The 14,458-nt window shown below is 61.2% G+C and carries 25 protein-coding genes; all 25 read right to left on the minus strand.

Annotation, left to right across the window (positions count from 1 at the left end):
• Positions 1-68: 68 nt before the first annotated feature.
• The 25 genes from C0V72_RS00005 to tuf all read right to left on the minus strand — a co-directional run bounded on the left by C0V72_RS00005 (position 69) and on the right by tuf (position 14,421).
• On the minus strand, positions 69-554 hold the full coding sequence (locus tag C0V72_RS00005) for an SRPBCC family protein (RefSeq protein ID WP_143704491.1): 486 nt from the start codon (positions 552-554) through the stop codon (positions 69-71).
• A 74-nt stretch (positions 555-628) separates the two neighbouring features.
• On the minus strand, positions 629-1,276 hold the full coding sequence (locus C0V72_RS00010) for an adenylate kinase (RefSeq protein WP_101791167.1): 648 nt from the start codon (positions 1,274-1,276) through the stop codon (positions 629-631).
• 103 nt (positions 1,277-1,379) lie between these two features.
• The gene (gene secY / locus C0V72_RS00015) at positions 1,380-2,744 is read right to left on the minus strand and encodes a preprotein translocase subunit SecY (RefSeq protein WP_101791168.1); all 1,365 of its coding nucleotides are present in this window, start codon (positions 2,742-2,744) and stop codon (positions 1,380-1,382) included.
• A 183-nt stretch (positions 2,745-2,927) separates the two neighbouring features.
• On the minus strand, positions 2,928-3,461 hold the full coding sequence (gene rplO / locus C0V72_RS00020) for a 50S ribosomal protein L15 (protein ID WP_101791169.1): 534 nt from the start codon (positions 3,459-3,461) through the stop codon (positions 2,928-2,930).
• A gap of 75 nt (positions 3,462-3,536) precedes the next feature.
• A complete protein-coding gene (gene rpmD, locus C0V72_RS00025; protein WP_101791170.1) occupies positions 3,537-3,713 on the minus strand; it encodes a 50S ribosomal protein L30 in 177 nt (58 codons plus the stop codon).
• 5 nt (positions 3,714-3,718) lie between these two features.
• Positions 3,719-4,429, minus strand: coding sequence for a 30S ribosomal protein S5 (rpsE, locus tag C0V72_RS00030; protein ID WP_101791171.1), 711 nt, complete (start codon positions 4,427-4,429; stop codon positions 3,719-3,721).
• Between the two features lie 2 nt (positions 4,430-4,431).
• Positions 4,432-4,776, minus strand: coding sequence for a 50S ribosomal protein L18 (gene rplR / locus C0V72_RS00035; RefSeq protein WP_101791172.1), 345 nt, complete (start codon positions 4,774-4,776; stop codon positions 4,432-4,434).
• Between the two features lies 1 nt (position 4,777).
• On the minus strand, positions 4,778-5,311 hold the full coding sequence (gene rplF / locus C0V72_RS00040; RefSeq protein ID WP_101791173.1) for a 50S ribosomal protein L6: 534 nt from the start codon (positions 5,309-5,311) through the stop codon (positions 4,778-4,780).
• Positions 5,311-5,706 (minus strand): 30S ribosomal protein S8, encoded by a 396-nt coding sequence (rpsH, locus tag C0V72_RS00045; RefSeq protein WP_101791174.1) that lies wholly within the window; start codon positions 5,704-5,706, stop codon positions 5,311-5,313. The genes rplF and rpsH overlap by 1 nt, the downstream gene beginning before the upstream one ends.
• A 10-nt stretch (positions 5,707-5,716) precedes the next feature.
• A complete protein-coding gene (gene rpsN, locus C0V72_RS00050; protein WP_069310542.1) occupies positions 5,717-6,022 on the minus strand; it encodes a 30S ribosomal protein S14 in 306 nt (101 codons plus the stop codon).
• A gap of 42 nt (positions 6,023-6,064) precedes the next feature.
• Positions 6,065-6,655, minus strand: a complete 591-nt coding sequence (rplE, locus tag C0V72_RS00055; protein ID WP_101791175.1) for a 50S ribosomal protein L5 — start codon at positions 6,653-6,655, stop codon at positions 6,065-6,067.
• On the minus strand, positions 6,648-6,968 hold the full coding sequence (gene rplX / locus C0V72_RS00060; protein ID WP_101791176.1) for a 50S ribosomal protein L24: 321 nt from the start codon (positions 6,966-6,968) through the stop codon (positions 6,648-6,650). Before rplX ends, rplE begins: the two co-directional genes overlap by 8 nt.
• Positions 6,968-7,336 carry a 50S ribosomal protein L14 gene (rplN, locus tag C0V72_RS00065; protein WP_101791177.1) on the minus strand — a complete coding sequence of 123 codons (369 nt, stop codon included), beginning with the start codon at positions 7,334-7,336 and terminating at the stop codon, positions 6,968-6,970. Before rplN ends, rplX begins: the two co-directional genes overlap by 1 nt.
• Positions 7,337-7,411: 75 nt before the next feature.
• Positions 7,412-7,702 (minus strand): 30S ribosomal protein S17, encoded by a 291-nt coding sequence (rpsQ, locus tag C0V72_RS00070; protein ID WP_101791178.1) that lies wholly within the window; start codon positions 7,700-7,702, stop codon positions 7,412-7,414.
• A gap of 12 nt (positions 7,703-7,714) precedes the next feature.
• On the minus strand, positions 7,715-7,927 hold the full coding sequence (gene rpmC, locus C0V72_RS00075; RefSeq protein ID WP_101791179.1) for a 50S ribosomal protein L29: 213 nt from the start codon (positions 7,925-7,927) through the stop codon (positions 7,715-7,717).
• Positions 7,927-8,361, minus strand: a complete 435-nt coding sequence (rplP, locus tag C0V72_RS00080) for a 50S ribosomal protein L16 (protein WP_101791180.1) — start codon at positions 8,359-8,361, stop codon at positions 7,927-7,929. Before rplP ends, rpmC begins: the two co-directional genes overlap by 1 nt.
• Before the next feature lie 12 nt (positions 8,362-8,373).
• On the minus strand, positions 8,374-9,069 hold the full coding sequence (gene rpsC / locus C0V72_RS00085; protein ID WP_101791181.1) for a 30S ribosomal protein S3: 696 nt from the start codon (positions 9,067-9,069) through the stop codon (positions 8,374-8,376).
• 1 nt (position 9,070) lies between these two features.
• The gene (gene rplV / locus C0V72_RS00090; RefSeq protein WP_054118161.1) at positions 9,071-9,448 is read right to left on the minus strand and encodes a 50S ribosomal protein L22; all 378 of its coding nucleotides are present in this window, start codon (positions 9,446-9,448) and stop codon (positions 9,071-9,073) included.
• The gene (gene rpsS, locus C0V72_RS00095; RefSeq protein WP_101791182.1) at positions 9,448-9,723 is read right to left on the minus strand and encodes a 30S ribosomal protein S19; all 276 of its coding nucleotides are present in this window, start codon (positions 9,721-9,723) and stop codon (positions 9,448-9,450) included. Before rpsS ends, rplV begins: the two co-directional genes overlap by 1 nt.
• A gap of 6 nt (positions 9,724-9,729) precedes the next feature.
• Positions 9,730-10,566, minus strand: a complete 837-nt coding sequence (rplB, locus tag C0V72_RS00100) for a 50S ribosomal protein L2 (RefSeq protein WP_101791183.1) — start codon at positions 10,564-10,566, stop codon at positions 9,730-9,732.
• 23 nt (positions 10,567-10,589) lie between these two features.
• Positions 10,590-10,898 carry a 50S ribosomal protein L23 gene (locus C0V72_RS00105; RefSeq protein WP_101791184.1) on the minus strand — a complete coding sequence of 103 codons (309 nt, stop codon included), beginning with the start codon at positions 10,896-10,898 and terminating at the stop codon, positions 10,590-10,592.
• The gene (gene rplD / locus C0V72_RS00110; protein WP_101791185.1) at positions 10,891-11,520 is read right to left on the minus strand and encodes a 50S ribosomal protein L4; all 630 of its coding nucleotides are present in this window, start codon (positions 11,518-11,520) and stop codon (positions 10,891-10,893) included. The genes C0V72_RS00105 and rplD overlap by 8 nt, the downstream gene beginning before the upstream one ends.
• A 3-nt stretch (positions 11,521-11,523) precedes the next feature.
• Positions 11,524-12,318, minus strand: coding sequence for a 50S ribosomal protein L3 (rplC, locus tag C0V72_RS00115; RefSeq protein WP_101791186.1), 795 nt, complete (start codon positions 12,316-12,318; stop codon positions 11,524-11,526).
• A 269-nt stretch (positions 12,319-12,587) separates the two neighbouring features.
• Positions 12,588-12,899, minus strand: a complete 312-nt coding sequence (rpsJ, locus tag C0V72_RS00120) for a 30S ribosomal protein S10 (protein WP_017665146.1) — start codon at positions 12,897-12,899, stop codon at positions 12,588-12,590.
• Positions 12,900-13,230: 331 nt separating this feature from the next.
• A complete protein-coding gene (gene tuf / locus C0V72_RS00125; protein ID WP_101791187.1) occupies positions 13,231-14,421 on the minus strand; it encodes an elongation factor Tu in 1,191 nt (396 codons plus the stop codon).
• Positions 14,422-14,458 lie beyond the last annotated feature (37 nt).

The following is a 14,458-nucleotide window of genomic DNA, read 5'->3' on the forward strand; positions in this document are numbered from 1 at the left end:
CTCCCGGAAGACCATCCGCCGGGAAATCGATCAGGCCAAGGCGACACCTCGTAAAGCTGGATGTCGCCTTACGGCTCCTGTGAACTGTCCTTCAACATGTATTCCCAAACGATCCGGGTGCCCTGGTCAACCTTGCTGATCGCAACCGTCAAAACACCCGTCACCGGTTCGCTCTGCAACGGACCCAGCGCCCCTTGCATGCGCAAGGCCTGTTCCGGGTAAGCCTGCACCACCCGCATATGCTCCACACTCCCCTGAAGCGTCACGCGGCCGGGCTCGTCCACTTCAGGAATTGTCTCGCAAAAACATCCGCCAGCCTGCGGGGTCAGCGTAAGATTGGCCGCATCGCCCGACCATGTATGCTCAGCACGCCACCAGTCTGCCGGCGTAATCAGAGTGAGCCACACCTCTTTGGGATCAGCTGCCACCACAACTTCGTGCCGCGACACAAAGCTGTTGTCCGTCACACGGGTCAATTCGGCCGCAGCAGGGGCGTTGAAACTGACAAATGCAACCGCGATCGCGGCATTCATCTCTTTATGATGCAGCAACACGGCAGAGGCCCTTTCCTGTGATCAGCAAATGACGCTTTGGAGCCGGCTGGCTTCAGCCAAACGCTCTAACCGCTTCAGCTTGCCAGGATCGCATCAATTTGCCCGGCCACGGTATCGATGGCAGCCATGCCATCGACCCGGGTGACAATCCCGCGCGCTTCGTAGCCGGGCAGGATCGGCGCGGTCTTCGCGCGATATTCCTGCATGCGCATACGCACGGTTTCTTCGTTGTCGTCAGGTCGGCGCTTGAATTCGGTGCTGCCACAGCTGTCGCAGACGCCTTCTTTGGCCGGCGGATTCGCCGTGTCGTGATAAAGCGCGCCGCAATTGCCGCAGGAAAAGCGCCCCGTGATCCGCTCGACCAGCGCATCCTCGTTAACCTCCAACTCGATCACATGATCGAGCACGCGGCCGTTTTTGGCGAGGATTGCATCGAGCGCATCTGCTTGCGCCGCAGTGCGGGGGTAGCCGTCGAAGATAGCGCCCGTTTCGGCAGACATCGCCGCCAGTTCGGCATCAATCAGGTCGGAGACGATCTCGTCCGAGACCAACTCGCCGCGCTCCATGACTTCCTTGGCGCGCAGGCCAACCGGCGTGCCCGCCTTGACCGCCGCGCGCAGCATATCGCCTGTCGACAGCTGCCGCATCCCATGGCGGTCAACCAGTGCGGCGCTTTGCGTGCCCTTGCCTGCGCCTGGAGGACCAAGAAGAATGATGTTCACGAACCGTCCCCCATAATCGCCCCGGATCGACGTCCGGTGCGTTCTTTCACGTTAGTGGGTTCAACCAAGCCGGGGCATGCGTCAAGCCGACTTATGCCGGGTGTCAGCGCATCCGCCCCTTCAGCTTAGCCTTCTTGATGAGATCGCCATACTGCAAGGCCAGCAAATGCGACTGGATCTGGCTGATGGTATCGACTGTCACGTTCACCACGATCAGAAGCGAGGTGCCGCCCAGGAACAGCGGAATGCCGGTCTGCGCGATCATGTATTCGGGAACGACGCAAACCACAGTGAGGTAGATCGCGCCGATCACAGTGATGCGGGTCAACACATACTCGATGTAATCCGACGTGCGCTTACCGGGGCGAATACCGGGGATCGACCCGCCGTTCTTCTTGAGGTTGTCGGCTGTCTCTTCGGGATTGAACACCACTGCGGTGTAGAAGAAACAGAAGAACACGATCCCGATCGCATACAGCGCCATGTAGAGCGGCTGTCCATGCGCCAGATACTGGTTCATGGCCTGTAGCACGCTGTAAAAGCCGCTATTTGTATCGACAGAACTTCCGGCGAATTGCGTGATCGTCAGCGGGAGCAGCAGCAACGAGCTGGCGAAAATCGGCGGAATGACCCCGGCCGTGTTGATCTTCAGCGGCAGGTACGAACGCTCGGCCTGCATCATACCGCGCTGGGTTGCACGCTTGGGATACTGGATCGTCAGGCGGCGCTGGGCGCGCTCCATGAAGGAGATAAGCAGGATAAGCGCGACCACCATCAACAGGAACGCGATAATGATCCACGGCGCGATCGATCCGGTCCGTCCGCCTTCAAACAGGTTGGTGGCAAAACTCGGGAACTGCGCGACAATCCCGGCCATGATGATGAGCGAAATGCCGTTGCCGATCCCGCGGCTGGTGATTTGCTCACCGAGCCACAGCAGGAACATCGTGCCGCCGACAAGATTGATCACCGCCACAATGCGGAACAGGTAGCCAGGATCAACCACAGCCTGAAGACCGCTCTGCGCGGCGAAGCTTTCGAGCCCGACTGCCAAGAAATAGCCCTGAATGGCACACAGCAGCACCGCGCCGTACCGCGTATACTGATTGAGCTTCTGCCGCCCGCTGGCGCCTTCCTTCTTCAGCGCGGACAGCGCGGGGTGAAGCGCCGATGCCATCTGCACCACGATCGAAGCCGTGATGTAGGGCATCACACCGAGCGCGATGAGGCTCATGCGCTCAAGGCTGCCGCCCGAAAAAGCATTGAAAAGGTCGAGGATGCCGCCGCGCGTCTGGCTGTACAGCTCGCTCAGGATCAGCGGGTTGACGCCAGGCAGCGGCACGAAGCTGAGGAAACGAAAGACAATCAGCGCGCCGATCGTAAACCAGATGCGCTGCTTGAGCTCAGTCGCCTTGGCAAAATTGCCGAGGTTCAGGTTGCTCGCGATGTTATCGGCGCGTGATGCCATGTCGTTCTGTCGGTCCTAGCTCTTGATCGGGGGACATGCGCTGCACGCGCTTCTCCTCCAACCATCCTGCACGCGCCGGTTCTTCAGATTAACCCGTATCGCGGGACACCGGCAAAGCATGCGAAAGCACAAATAGGGAGCGCGGGGGCTCTTGTCGAACCCCCGCGCTCAGCATTTCGTCGATTACTTTGCAGCCGCGGCCTTGGCGGCCTTGTTCGCATCGCGCCGCGCGAGCTTTTTCTCATGCTCAGGCGTCGCTGCAGCAGCCACTTCGACGCTGCCGCCGGCCTTTTCGACCGCGGCAATCGCGCCCTTGGTCGCACCGGTCACGGCGAGGGCAACCTTGGCGGTGATCTCACCCTTGCCCAACAAGCGAACGCCATCCTTGCCATCACGCACCAGACCAGCGGCACGCAGCGCGTCTTCTGTGATGGTCGCCTTGGCATCGAGCTTGCCTGCGTCGATGAACTTCTGGATCATGCCGACATTCACTTCGGCGTAATCCTTGGCGAACGGGTTATTGAAGCCACGCTTCGGCAAGCGCATGTGCAGCGGCATCTGACCGCCTTCAAAGCCCTTGATCGCCACACCGGAACGGGCCTTCTGGCCCTTCTGACCACGGGCCGAGGTCTTGCCCTTGCCCGAGCCGATACCACGGCCGACGCGGATGCGGCCCTTGCGGGCACCGGCATTGTCGCGGATGTCATTCAGTTTCATAGTCGTGCACTCGCTTTCGCTTTTGTCGCGCTGAGAGGAAGGAAGGCCCCACTTTCGCGGGGCCTTCCGGAGTTCTTAGTCGATCACCTGGACCAGATGAGGAACCTTGGCAAGCGCGCCGCGCACCTCGGGGGTGTCCTGACGCTCTACAACCTTGTTCATCTTGTTCAGTCCCAGACCGATAAGGATCTGGCGCTGGCTGGCAGGACGACGGATCGGCGAACCGATCTGCTTGATCTTGATGGTAGCCATCTGGATTACTCCGCAATCGCGGCAGCATCGGCTTCCGCTTCAGCTGCGCTGGCCCCGCCGCGACCCAGGAGGTCGGCAACCTTCTTGCCGCGACGCTGGGCAACCGACTTCGGCGAAGTCTGCTCAGTCAGCGCGTCGAAGGTGGCGCGGATCATGTTGTAGGGGTTCGAGGTCCCGACCGACTTGGTCACCACGTCGGCAACGCCGAGGCTCTCGAACACGGCGCGCATCGGACCACCGGCGATGATGCCGGTCCCCGGAGGCGCGGTACGGACGGTCACCTTGCCAGCGCCGAAACGGCCATTGCCGTCATGGTGCAGCGTGCGGCCTTCCTTGAGCGGAACGCGGATCATCTTCTTGCGTGCCGAAGCCGTCGCCTTGGTGATGGCTTCCGGCACTTCGCGCGCCTTGCCATGACCAAAGCCGACCCGGCCCTGACCGTCGCCAACCACGACCAGCGCCGCGAAACCGAAGCGCTTACCGCCCTTTACGGTCTTGGACACGCGGTTGATGTGCACCAGCTTTTCGATGATGCCGTCATCTTCATCCTGCTTGCCGCCGCGATTATTATCGCGGCCGCCGCGCCCGCCGCGACCGCGATCACCGCCGTCACGATTGCCACCGCGCCCACGGCCACGACGGCCCTGTGCATCGCCAGCATCGCCGGGAGTTCCTGCGACAACCTCGGGGGTTTCGATGGTGTTCTCGTCAGCCATAATCAGAACTCCAGCCCGCCAGCACGGGCGGCATCGGCCAACGCCTTGACGCGGCCATGAAACAAGAACCCGCCGCGATCGAACACGACAGTCGTCACGCCGGCCTGCTTTGCGGCCTCCGCGATCGCCTTGCCGACCTGGGCAGCGGCATCGACATTCGCGCCGCTGGCCGTGGCACCAAGGGTCGAAGCAGCGGCAACCGTACGGCCGGCCGCGTCATCGATGATCTGGGCGTAGATGTGACGGCCAGTGCGATGCACCGACAGGCGCGGCTTGCCACCGGCACGCGCACGAAGCGCGGTGCGGACGCGGCGGCGACGCCGTGCGAACAGAGAAAGCTTTGCCATCTTACCTCTTCTTCCCTTCCTTGCGGAAGATAAACTCGCCGCGGTAAGCAATACCCTTGCCCTTGTAAGGCTCGGGCTTGCGCCAGCGGCGGATTTCGGCGGCAAACTGGCCAACGGCCTGCTTGTCGACGCCGGAAATCTCGATCGTTGTCTGGTCGGGAGTCTTCACTTCAAGACCCTCGGGCACAGGCAGGTCGACATCGTGGCTGTAGCCAAGCTGCAGCTTCAGAGTGCGGCCTTGGCCGTTGGCACGATAGCCGACGCCCTTGATGACCAGAACCTTGGTGAAGCCGTCGGTAACGCCTTCAACGAGGTTGGACACCAGCGTGCGCTGCATACCCCAGAAAGCACGAGCCTGACGGCTGTCATTCGCCGGCTTGACCGAAATCTCGCTGTCTTCGACCTTGTATTCAATGAGATCCGACAAACCGAGCGTGAGTGTGCCCTTGGGGCCCTTCACGGTCAGCGTGCCATTGTCGATGGTAGCCGTCACCCCGCCAGGGATCGCCACCGGCTTTTTACCGATGCGGCTCATCAGAACACCTCCGCCAGGACTTCGCCGCCGACATTGTGGCTGCGTGCTTCGGCATCCGAGAGCACGCCGCGCGGCGTCGAGACGATCGTGATGCCAAGGCCGTTGAGGATCGTCGGGAGTTCCTTGGAACCCGAGTAGACGCGGCGCCCAGGCTTCGACACGCGGGCCACATGCTTGATCGCAGGCTCGCCTTCGAAATACTTCAGTTCGATCCGCAGCGCCTTGTGTGCGCCCGAGTTGTCTTCGGAATAGCCACGGATGTAGCCTTCGCGCTGAAGCACTTCGAGCACGCTTGCGCGCAGGTTGCTAGCGGGCGTGAGGACAGAGTCCTTCTTCGCGCGCTGGCCGTTGCGGATGCGGGTGAGCATGTCACCCAATGGATCGGTCATAGCCATCTGTCAGTCCTCACCAGCTCGACTTGGTCAGGCCGGGAATCATCCCGCTGTTGCCGAGTTGACGCAGTTCGATACGGTTGATGCCGAACTTGCGATAATAGCCGCGCGGGCGGCCGGTGGTGGCGCAACGGTTGCGCACCCGGGTCGGGTTCGCGTTGCGCGGAAGCTCTGCCATCTTGAGACGCGCGACGAGACGCTCGGTCTCATCCAGCGATTCATCGGCAGCAATAGCCTTCAGCTTTTCGTACTTAGCAGCGTACTGCTTGACGAGCTTCTTGCGACGCTCATTCTTGTTAATGGAACTCAGTTTCGCCATGGACTTAAGCTCTCTTGCCTAGTGTCGTATTGCAGAAGCGGCTCACGCCGCTTCCTTCTGTTCGGTCTTGCCGGCCTCACCCGCAAAGGGGAAGCCGAACAGACGCAGCAATTCGCGCGCCTCATCATCGGTCTTTGCGGTGGTGGTGACGATAATATCCATCCCCCGCACCTTCTCGATCCGGTCGTAGCTGATTTCGGGGAACACGATCTGTTCCTTCAGCCCCATGGCGTAATTCCCGCGGCCATCGAACGACTTGGCGTTCAGCCCGCGAAAGTCACGAATGCGCGGCATGGCCACGGTCACCAGGCGATCGAGAAATTCGTACATGCGTTCGCGGCGAAGGGTGACCTTGCAACCAATCGGCATGCCTTCACGCAGCTTGAACTGCGCGATCGACTTCTTGGCGATGGTGATGACCGGCTTCTGGCCGGCGATCAGCGCCATTTCCTCGGCAGCGGTTTGAACCTTCTTCTTGTCCTGGCTCGCTTCGCCCACACCCATGTTGAGCGTGATCTTCACAATCTTCGGAACTTCCAGACGGTTCTTGTAACCGAACTTCTCGGTCATCGCAGCGACGATTTCGGCGTCATACTTCGCCTTCATCCGCGGTGCGTAAGCAGCATCAGCCATCGATGGTCTCCCCACTCTTTACGGCGACGCGAACCTTCTTGCCGTCCTTCGTTTCGAAACGAACGCGCGTGGCCTTGCCGGTCTTGGGATCAGCCAAGGCAACCTTGGAGATGTGCATCGGAGCGGCAAACCGGTCGATACCACCTTGCGGGTTGGTCTGGCTGGGCTTGCGGTGACGGGCAGCGATATTCACACCCTCGACCACAACCTTGCCGTCTTTCGGCATGACCTGAGCGACCGTACCGGTACGACCCTTGTCCTTGCCTGACAGGACGATGACATTGTCACCCTTCTTGATCTTGGCAGAAGCCATCACAGCACCTCCGGCGCGAGCGAAATGATCTTCATGAACCCGCGCGAGCGGAGTTCACGCACCACCGGGCCAAAGATACGGGTGCCAATCGGCTCCTCGTTCTTGTTGACCAGCACGGCAGCATTGCTGTCGAAACGGATAACCGTTCCATCGGGACGACGGACTTCCTTGCGGGTCCGCACGATCACCGCGCGGTGAACGTCGCCCTTCTTGACCTTCGCGCGCGGCTGCGCCTCCTTGATGGAGACGACGATCACGTCGCCAACGCCCGCGGTCCGACGCTTCGACCCGCCCAGCACCTTAATGCACTGGACGCGCTTGGCGCCGCTGTTGTCCGCGACGTCGAGATTGGATTGCATCTGGATCATTGATCCGGTTCCTTCTCACTGGCTTTCCGGGACGCCCAATCCGACTGGGGCCCGGTAGTTCCGATTACGCCTAATTCAGTTACCGGCTGCTGCGACGTCGAGGTCGGCTTCCACCGCCTGCGTGCCGCCAGCCACCACCCGGTCCTTTACGAGCCAGGTCTTGGTCTTCGACATCGGACGGGTCTCTTCGATCCGCACAACATCACCAACGGTGAATTCGTTGTTTTCATCGTGCGCGTGATACTTCTTCGAGCGCCGGATGATCTTCCCGTAGAGAGGGTGCTTCACCTTGCGTTCGACCAGCACGGTCACGGTCTTGTCTGTCTTGTCGGAGGTCACAGTCCCGACGAGGATGCGCTTGGGCATTGTGCTAACTCCTTACGCCTTAGCGGCGGCGGTTTTGGCCGCACGCTCGCTTTGCAGCGTCTTGATCTGCGCGATGTTCCGGCGCACCTGACGGATGCGCGAAGGAGCTTCGAGCTGGTTGGTCGCAGCCTGGAACCGCAGATTGTACTGTTCGCGCTTCAGCTCGGTGAGCTCGGCAGACAGCTGATCATCGGTCTTGGTGCGAAGGTCCGCAATATCGGCCATTATTCGCCTCCCAGATGGCTGGTGTCGCCCAGGCGGGCAACAACCTTGGTCTTGATCGGCAGCTTCATCGCTGCACGCTCGAACGCTTCGGCGGCCAGCGGTCCGGCAACGCCATCAAGCTCGAACAGGATACGGCCCGGCTTCACGCGCGCGGCCCAGTATTCGACCGAACCCTTGCCCTTACCCTGACGGACTTCGGCAGGCTTCTTGGACACAGGCACATCGGGGAACACGCGGATCCAAAGACGACCCTGACGCTTGATGTGACGGGTAATCGCGCGACGCGCCGCTTCAATCTGACGGGCGGTGATCCGATCCGGCTCAAGCGCCTTGAGGCCATAGGAGCCGAAGTTCAGCGCAGTGCCGCCCTTGGCTTCACCCTTGATCCGGCCCTTGAAAGCCTTGCGGAACTTGGTTTTTTTCGGTTGCAACATGGTCTGTTACCTTTAGCGGGCCGGCCGGACGCCGGAAGTCTGAGCTTCCATCATCAGGCGGTCCTGTGCGGTCGGGTCATGCGCGAGAATTTCGCCCTTGAAGATCCACACCTTGATACCGATGATCCCGTAGGCGGTGAGCGCCTCGCAATCGGCGTAATCGATGTTCGCACGCAGCGTGTGTGCCGGAACCCGGCCCTCACGATACGATTCAACACGGGCGATTTCTGCACCACCCAGACGGCCACCGCAGGTGATCTTGATCCCCTCGGCGCCAAGCCGGATAGCCGACTGCATCGCGCGCTTCATCGCCCGGCGGAACGCCACGCGGCGCACCAGCTGATCGGCAATACCCTGCGCAACGAGCTTGGCATCAATCTCCGGCTTGCGGATTTCAACGATGTTCAGCTTCACTTCGCTCGGCGTCATCGTTGCCAGCTTCGAACGCAGCTTTTCGATATCTGCGCCCTTCTTGCCGATGATGACACCGGGACGCGCAGCATAAATCGACACGCGGCACAGCTTGGCCGGACGCTCGATCACCACCTTGGAAACTGCCGCCTGCGGCAGGTTCTTCATGATGTACTTGCGGATCGCGACATCTTCCTTGAGCAGCTGCGCATAGTCACGCCCTTCGGCGTACCAGCGGCTGTCCCAGGTGCGGTTGATCTGCAGGCGCAGACCGATCGGATTGCTCTTCTGGCCCATCTTACGCCTCTTCTGCTTCGCGAACGACGATCCGCAGCCGTGAGAACGGCTTGAGGATCCGGGTCGACTTGCCACGGCCGCGGGTGTGGAACCGCTTCATCGTCACCGACTTGCCGACCGAAGCTTCCGCCACGATCAACGCATCAACGTCGAGGTTGTGGTTGTTTTCAGCGTTGGCGATTGCCGAGGCGAGAACCTTGCTCGCATCGCGCGCCATTGCCCGCTTCGAAAAGGCGAGGATGTTCAACGCCTCTTCTGCCTTCTTGCCGCGGATCAGGGCCGCAACGAGGTTGAGCTTCTGCGCCGAACCACGGATCGTGGTGCCGACGGCCAGCGCCTCGTTATCGCCCACGCGGCGGGGTGCCTTTGCCTTGCTCATCAGCGCTTGCCCTTCTTGTCAGCAGCGTGACCGGGGAACGTGCGCGTGGGCGCAAATTCACCAAGCTTGTGGCCGACCATTTCTTCCGAAACCGAAACGGGAATGAACTTGTGCCCGTTATAGACATTGAAGGTCAGCCCCACGAACTGCGGCAGGATGGTGGAGCGACGCGACCAGGTCTTGATCGGCTTGGTGTTGCTCGCTTCCTGCGCGGTCTCAGCCTTCTTCAGAAGGCTCAGCTCGACAAACGGACCTTTCCAGACGGAACGTGCCATCGTCTATTACCTCTTCTTCTTCGCGTGACGCGAACGGATAATCATCTTGTCCGTCTGCTTGTTATGGCGCGTGCGGGCACCCTTGGTCGGCTTGCCCCACGGGGTCACCGGATGGCGACCGCCCGAGGTCCGGCCTTCACCACCACCGTGCGGGTGGTCGACCGGGTTCTTCGCAACACCGCGGGTCAGCGGGCGAACGCCCATCCAACGCTTGCGGCCAGCCTTGGCGAAATTCTGGTTGCCGTTGTCGGGGTTCGACACGGCGCCCACAGTGCCCATGCAGTCGGCGCGCAGGTAACGCTGCTCGCCCGAGTTCAGGCGGACAATGACCATGGCGCGGTCACGACCAACGACCTGCACATAGGTGCCGGCCGAACGGGCGATCTGACCGCCCTTGCCCGGCTTCATCTCAACGTTGTGGCAAATGGTACCGACCGGCATCTGGCCCAGCAACATGGCGTTGCCCGGCTTGGTGTCGACCTTTTCGCCAGCGACGACCTGATCGCCGACAGCAAGACGCTGCGGAGCGATGATGTAGGTCTGTTCGCCGTCATCGTACTTCACCAGTGCGATGAAGGCAGTCCGGTTGGGATCATATTCCAGACGTTCGACGGTCGCCGGCATGTCCCACTTGCGACGCTTGAAGTCGATGAAGCGGTACTTCTGCTTGTGACCACCGGCGATCCCGCGCGAGGTGACATGGCCCTTGTTGTTGCGGCCACCCGTCTTGCGCTTGCCTTCGGTCAGCGCCTTGACGGGCTTACCCTTGTACAGCGCCGACTTGTCGACGAGGATCAGACCGCGGCGTGCGGGACTGGTCGGTTTATAGTTCTTGAGTGCCATTGTTCGTTTCCTGTCCCTTGGCCTCAGATACCGCTGGTGATGTCGATCATTTCACCCTCAGCGAGGGTGACAATGGCCTTCTTCACGTCGGAGCGCTGATAGGCCTTGCCCTTCCAGCGCTTGGTCTTGCCCTTCATGATCAGGGTGTTCACGGCGAGGACCTTCTTGTCGTAGATCGCCTCGATCGCTTCCTTGATCTGGGGCTTGGTCGCGGTGCCCGCAACCTTGAAGACCACGGCGTTGTTTTCCGACGCGAGGGTCGACTTTTCCGTGATGTGCGGCGCGATGATCACGTCATAATGACGCGCATCGACAGTCTGCTTCTTAGCCATTGAAGCGCGCCTCCAGCTTTTCGACAGCAGCCTTGGTCAGCACCAGCGTGTCGTGGTTGAGGATGTCATAGACGTTGGCGCCCATGGCCGGGAGCACATTGATGCCCGGCAGGTTGCCAGCGGCCTTCTTGAAGCCTGCGTCAACCTGTTCGCCGTCGATCACCAGCACCTTGCCAGCAAAACCGGCCTTGGCGAGGTGGCCCTTGAGGACCTTGGTCTTGGCTTCGGCAAGTTCCAGCGTGTCAACCACGACGAGACCGTCCTTGGCCTTGCTCGAAAGTGCCATCTTGAGGCCGAGCGCACGGATCTTCTTGTTGAGCGACTGCTCGAAGTCACGCTTGCGCGCGCCGTGGGCCTTGCCGCCGCCGATAAAGATCGGAGCTGCGCGGTCGCCGTGACGGGCAGTACCGCCGCCCTTCTGCTTGCCGAACTTCTTGCCGGTGCGGGCCACGTCCGAACGCTCACGTGTCGGGCGGGCAGTGCCGCGGCGGTTTTCGAGCTGCCAGGTCACGACCCGGTGCAGGATGTCAGCGCGCGGCTCGATGCCGAACACGTCGTCCGAAAGCTCGATGTCTGCGCCCTTGACCGCAGTACCGTCGATGTTCTGAACCTTGATCTTCATGGCTCAGCCTTCCTTGTTTTCTTGCGCGGCCGAAGCGTCGGTTTCGACGGCTTCGGTCACGACCACGTCTTCGGCGGCAGCCTCGACAACCGAGGAGGTCTCGTCAGCCTGCGGGGCCTTCTTGTCGAGCACTGCGCCAGGGAACGGCACGCCTTCGGGAAGCGGAAGCTTCACGGCGTCACGAACGAGCAGCCAGCCATTCTTCGCACCCGGGACAGAGCCCTTGACGAAGAGAAGACCGCGCTCAGCATCGGTGCGGACGATTTCGAGGTTCTGCTGGGTGCGCTGACGGTCGCCCATGTGGCCGGCCATCTTCTTGCCCTTGAACACGCGGCCCGGATCCTGACGGTTACCCGTCGAACCGTGGGCACGGTGCGAGATCGACACACCGTGGGTGGCGCGCATACCGCCGAAACCCCAACGCTTCATGGCGCCGGCAAAGCCCTTACCCTGCGTGTGGCCGGTGATGTCGACCATCTGACCCGCAATGAAATGCTCAGCGCTGATGGTCGAACCGACCGGCACAAGGCCGTCTTCGTTTTCGACGCGGAACTCAGCGACGCGCTTCTTCAGGCCGACATCGGCCTTGGCGAAATGTTCACGCTGCGGCTTGGCAACGTTCTTTTGCTTGGCTTCGCCCGCGCCGAGCTGGACGGCGAAGTAGCCATCACGATCGGCAGTACGGTGCGAAACCACCTGGCAATCTTCCAGCGCGAGAACGGTCACAGGCACGTGCCGTCCGTCCTCCTGGAAGAGGCGGGTCATCCCGACTTTCTTTGCGATAACGCCGGTGCGCATCGTCAGTTACTCCTCAACAGAGGCACCCGGCGGACCATCCGCAAGGTGCATGGCGGACCACAGCGCAAACGCCGCAGCCCAATTCAGCCCAAAATTTCTAGCAACGCCCCGTCCGGGCTGAGTGCTCCGCTTGGCCGGGTGGCCGCTGGAGCGAGACGGGGGACGCAGCCCGGATGATTTCATCCGGCGGTATCCACCCTATCGTCAGGCGAGGCACATAGGGCCTCAACGATAGAGGCCCCCACCGAGGCGGGGGCATTTCGGCTGGCTTAGGCCAGCTTGATCTCGACGTTCACGCCGGCAGCCAGATCGAGCTTCATCAGAGCATCGACGGTCTGGGCGTTGGGCTGGACGATATCGAGCAGCCGCTTGTAGGTGCGAACTTCGAACTGCTCGCGCGACTTCTTGTCGACGTGCGGACCGCGGTTCACGGTAAACTTCTCGATACGCGTCGGCAGGGGAATGGGGCCGCGAATAAGCGCGCCAGTGCGGCGGGCCGTATCAGCGATCTCACCAGTTGCCTGGTCGAGAACGCGGTGGTCAAACGCCTTGAGGCGAATACGGATATTCTGAGCTTCCATGTCCTACTACCGATGCGAAAGAGCCAAGGAGCAACCGGTTAACCGGCATTTCCCAAAAACAAAGGCCGGCCCCGCTCAATTCCGGTTTCCCGAGAGCGGGCGGCCTTCTTCAAAACTCGTAGCAGACGGGACGAATCTCGTCTGCGGATGCGCGCCTATACGGAGCGTGTTGGATTCTGGCAAGGGCCAAGTGGAAGGAAATTGCGCGCGGGGGAAATCGCTTCGCCCAGCCCGCTTCCCTTCCCCTGACCTTACGCAAAAAGGCCCGGCAGCTCCAAGGAGCGGCCGGGCCTCTTTCGCGTTCAGTCAGCCCCCAAGTGGGAGCAAAACCTTACTTGGTGATCTTGGCAACGACGCCCGAACCCACGGTGCGGCCGCCTTCGCGGATTGCGAAGCGCAGACCTTCGTCCATGGCGATCGGTGCGATCAGCTTCACGCCGATCGAAACGTTGTCGCCCGGCATCACCATTTCGGTGCCTTCGGGAAGAACGACTTCGCCGGTCACGTCGGTGGTGCGGAAGTAGAACTGCGGGCGGTAGTTGGCGAAGAACGGCGTGTGACGGCCACCTTCGTCCTTCGACAGCACGTAGACCTCGGCTTCGAACTCGGTGTGCGGCTTGACCGTACCGGGCTTGCAGAGGACCTGGCCACGCTCGACTTCTTCACGGGCGACGCCGCGGATCAGGGCGCCGACGTTGTCGCCAGCTTCACCGCGATCGAGCAGCTTGCGGAACATTTCCACGCCGGTGACGGTGGTCTTGCGGGTGTCCTTGATGCCGACGATTTCGACTTCTTCACCCACGTTGACGATGCCGGTTTCGATACGGCCGGTCACCACGGTGCCGCGACCCGAGATCGAGAACACGTCTTCGATCGGCATCAGGAAGGGCTTGTCGATCGGACGGTCGGGCTGCGGGATGTAGCTGTCGACAGCTTCGATCAGCGCAATCACCGATTCCTTGCCGATGTTGTCATCGCGGCCTTCGAGAGCGGCCAGCGCCGAACCCTTGATGATCGGAATGTTGTCACCGTCAAAGTCATACGACGAGAGCAGCTCGCGCACTTCCAGTTCGACGAGTTCGAGGATTTCCTCGTCGTCAACCTGGTCGACCTTGTTCATGTACACGACCAGCGCCGGCACGCCGACCTGACGGGCAAGCAGGATGTGCTCACGGGTCTGCGGCATCGGGCCGTCAGCAGCGTTCACCACCAGGATGGCGCCGTCCATCTGGGCGGCACCGGTGATCATGTTCTTCACGTAGTCAGCGTGACCCGGGCAGTCGACGTGCGCGTAGTGACGGGCAGCCGATTCATACTCGACGTGTGCGGTCGAGATGGTGATGCCGCGCTCACGCTCTTCCGGAGCCTTGTCGATGTTGGCGAAATCAACGGCAGCGCCGCCGTAGGTGTCAGCCATCACCTTGGTGATTGCAGCCGTCAGCGTGGTCTTGCCATGGTCAACGTGACCGATGGTGCCGATGTTGCAGTGCGGCTTATTCCGCTGGAACTTTTCCTTGGCCATTTCTCTGGTTTACCTTCTTGAATGAAACAATGTGTTC

The sequence above is a fragment of the Porphyrobacter sp. TH134 genome (assembly GCF_002855495.1).
In the GTDB taxonomy this organism is placed as follows: Bacteria; Pseudomonadota; Alphaproteobacteria; order Sphingomonadales; family Sphingomonadaceae; genus Erythrobacter.

What these genes read in the sequence shown, in the direction of transcription:
- rplR (WP_101791172.1), bottom strand. Translation starts at nt 4,776, where the DNA reads ATGGCAAAGCTTTCTCTGTTCGCACGGCGTCGCCGCCGCGTCCGCACC.
- rpsC (WP_101791181.1), bottom strand. Translation starts at nt 9,069, where the DNA reads ATGGGCCAGAAGAGCAATCCGATCGGTCTGCGCCTGCAGATCAACCGC.
- rplV (WP_054118161.1), bottom strand. Translation starts at nt 9,448, where the DNA reads ATGAGCAAGGCAAAGGCACCCCGCCGCGTGGGCGATAACGAGGCGCTG.
- rplX (WP_101791176.1), bottom strand. Translation starts at nt 6,968, where the DNA reads ATGGCTTCTGCCAAGATCAAGAAGGGTGACAATGTCATCGTCCTGTCA.
- rpsE (WP_101791171.1), bottom strand. Translation starts at nt 4,429, where the DNA reads ATGGCTGACGAGAACACCATCGAAACCCCCGAGGTTGTCGCAGGAACT.
- rpsH (WP_101791174.1), bottom strand. Translation starts at nt 5,706, where the DNA reads ATGGCTATGACCGATCCATTGGGTGACATGCTCACCCGCATCCGCAAC.
- rplE (WP_101791175.1), bottom strand. Translation starts at nt 6,655, where the DNA reads ATGGCTGATGCTGCTTACGCACCGCGGATGAAGGCGAAGTATGACGCC.
- rplD (WP_101791185.1), bottom strand. Translation starts at nt 11,520, where the DNA reads ATGAAGATCAAGGTTCAGAACATCGACGGTACTGCGGTCAAGGGCGCA.
- rpsQ (WP_101791178.1), bottom strand. Translation starts at nt 7,702, where the DNA reads ATGCCCAAGCGCATCCTCGTCGGGACTGTGACCTCCGACAAGACAGAC.
- secY (WP_101791168.1), bottom strand. Translation starts at nt 2,744, where the DNA reads ATGGCATCACGCGCCGATAACATCGCGAGCAACCTGAACCTCGGCAAT.
- rplB (WP_101791183.1), bottom strand. Translation starts at nt 10,566, where the DNA reads ATGGCACTCAAGAACTATAAACCGACCAGTCCCGCACGCCGCGGTCTG.
- rplP (WP_101791180.1), bottom strand. Translation starts at nt 8,361, where the DNA reads ATGTTGCAACCGAAAAAAACCAAGTTCCGCAAGGCTTTCAAGGGCCGG.
- rplF (WP_101791173.1), bottom strand. Translation starts at nt 5,311, where the DNA reads ATGAGCCGCATCGGTAAAAAGCCGGTGGCGATCCCTGGCGGGGTGACG.
- rplN (WP_101791177.1), bottom strand. Translation starts at nt 7,336, where the DNA reads ATGATCCAGATGCAATCCAATCTCGACGTCGCGGACAACAGCGGCGCC.
- rplC (WP_101791186.1), bottom strand. Translation starts at nt 12,318, where the DNA reads ATGCGCACCGGCGTTATCGCAAAGAAAGTCGGGATGACCCGCCTCTTC.
- rpmC (WP_101791179.1), bottom strand. Translation starts at nt 7,927, where the DNA reads ATGGCCGATATTGCGGACCTTCGCACCAAGACCGATGATCAGCTGTCT.
- C0V72_RS00105 (WP_101791184.1), bottom strand. Translation starts at nt 10,898, where the DNA reads ATGGCTAAGAAGCAGACTGTCGATGCGCGTCATTATGACGTGATCATC.
- rplO (WP_101791169.1), bottom strand. Translation starts at nt 3,461, where the DNA reads ATGAAACTGAATGACATCCGCGACAATGCCGGTGCCCGCAAGGGCCGC.
- rpsJ (WP_017665146.1), bottom strand. Translation starts at nt 12,899, where the DNA reads ATGGAAGCTCAGAATATCCGTATTCGCCTCAAGGCGTTTGACCACCGC.
- rpmD (WP_101791170.1), bottom strand. Translation starts at nt 3,713, where the DNA reads ATGGCTACCATCAAGATCAAGCAGATCGGTTCGCCGATCCGTCGTCCT.
- rpsS (WP_101791182.1), bottom strand. Translation starts at nt 9,723, where the DNA reads ATGGCACGTTCCGTCTGGAAAGGTCCGTTTGTCGAGCTGAGCCTTCTG.
- tuf (WP_101791187.1), bottom strand. Translation starts at nt 14,421, where the DNA reads ATGGCCAAGGAAAAGTTCCAGCGGAATAAGCCGCACTGCAACATCGGC.
- rpsN (WP_069310542.1), bottom strand. Translation starts at nt 6,022, where the DNA reads ATGGCGAAACTGAGTTCCATTAACAAGAATGAGCGTCGCAAGAAGCTC.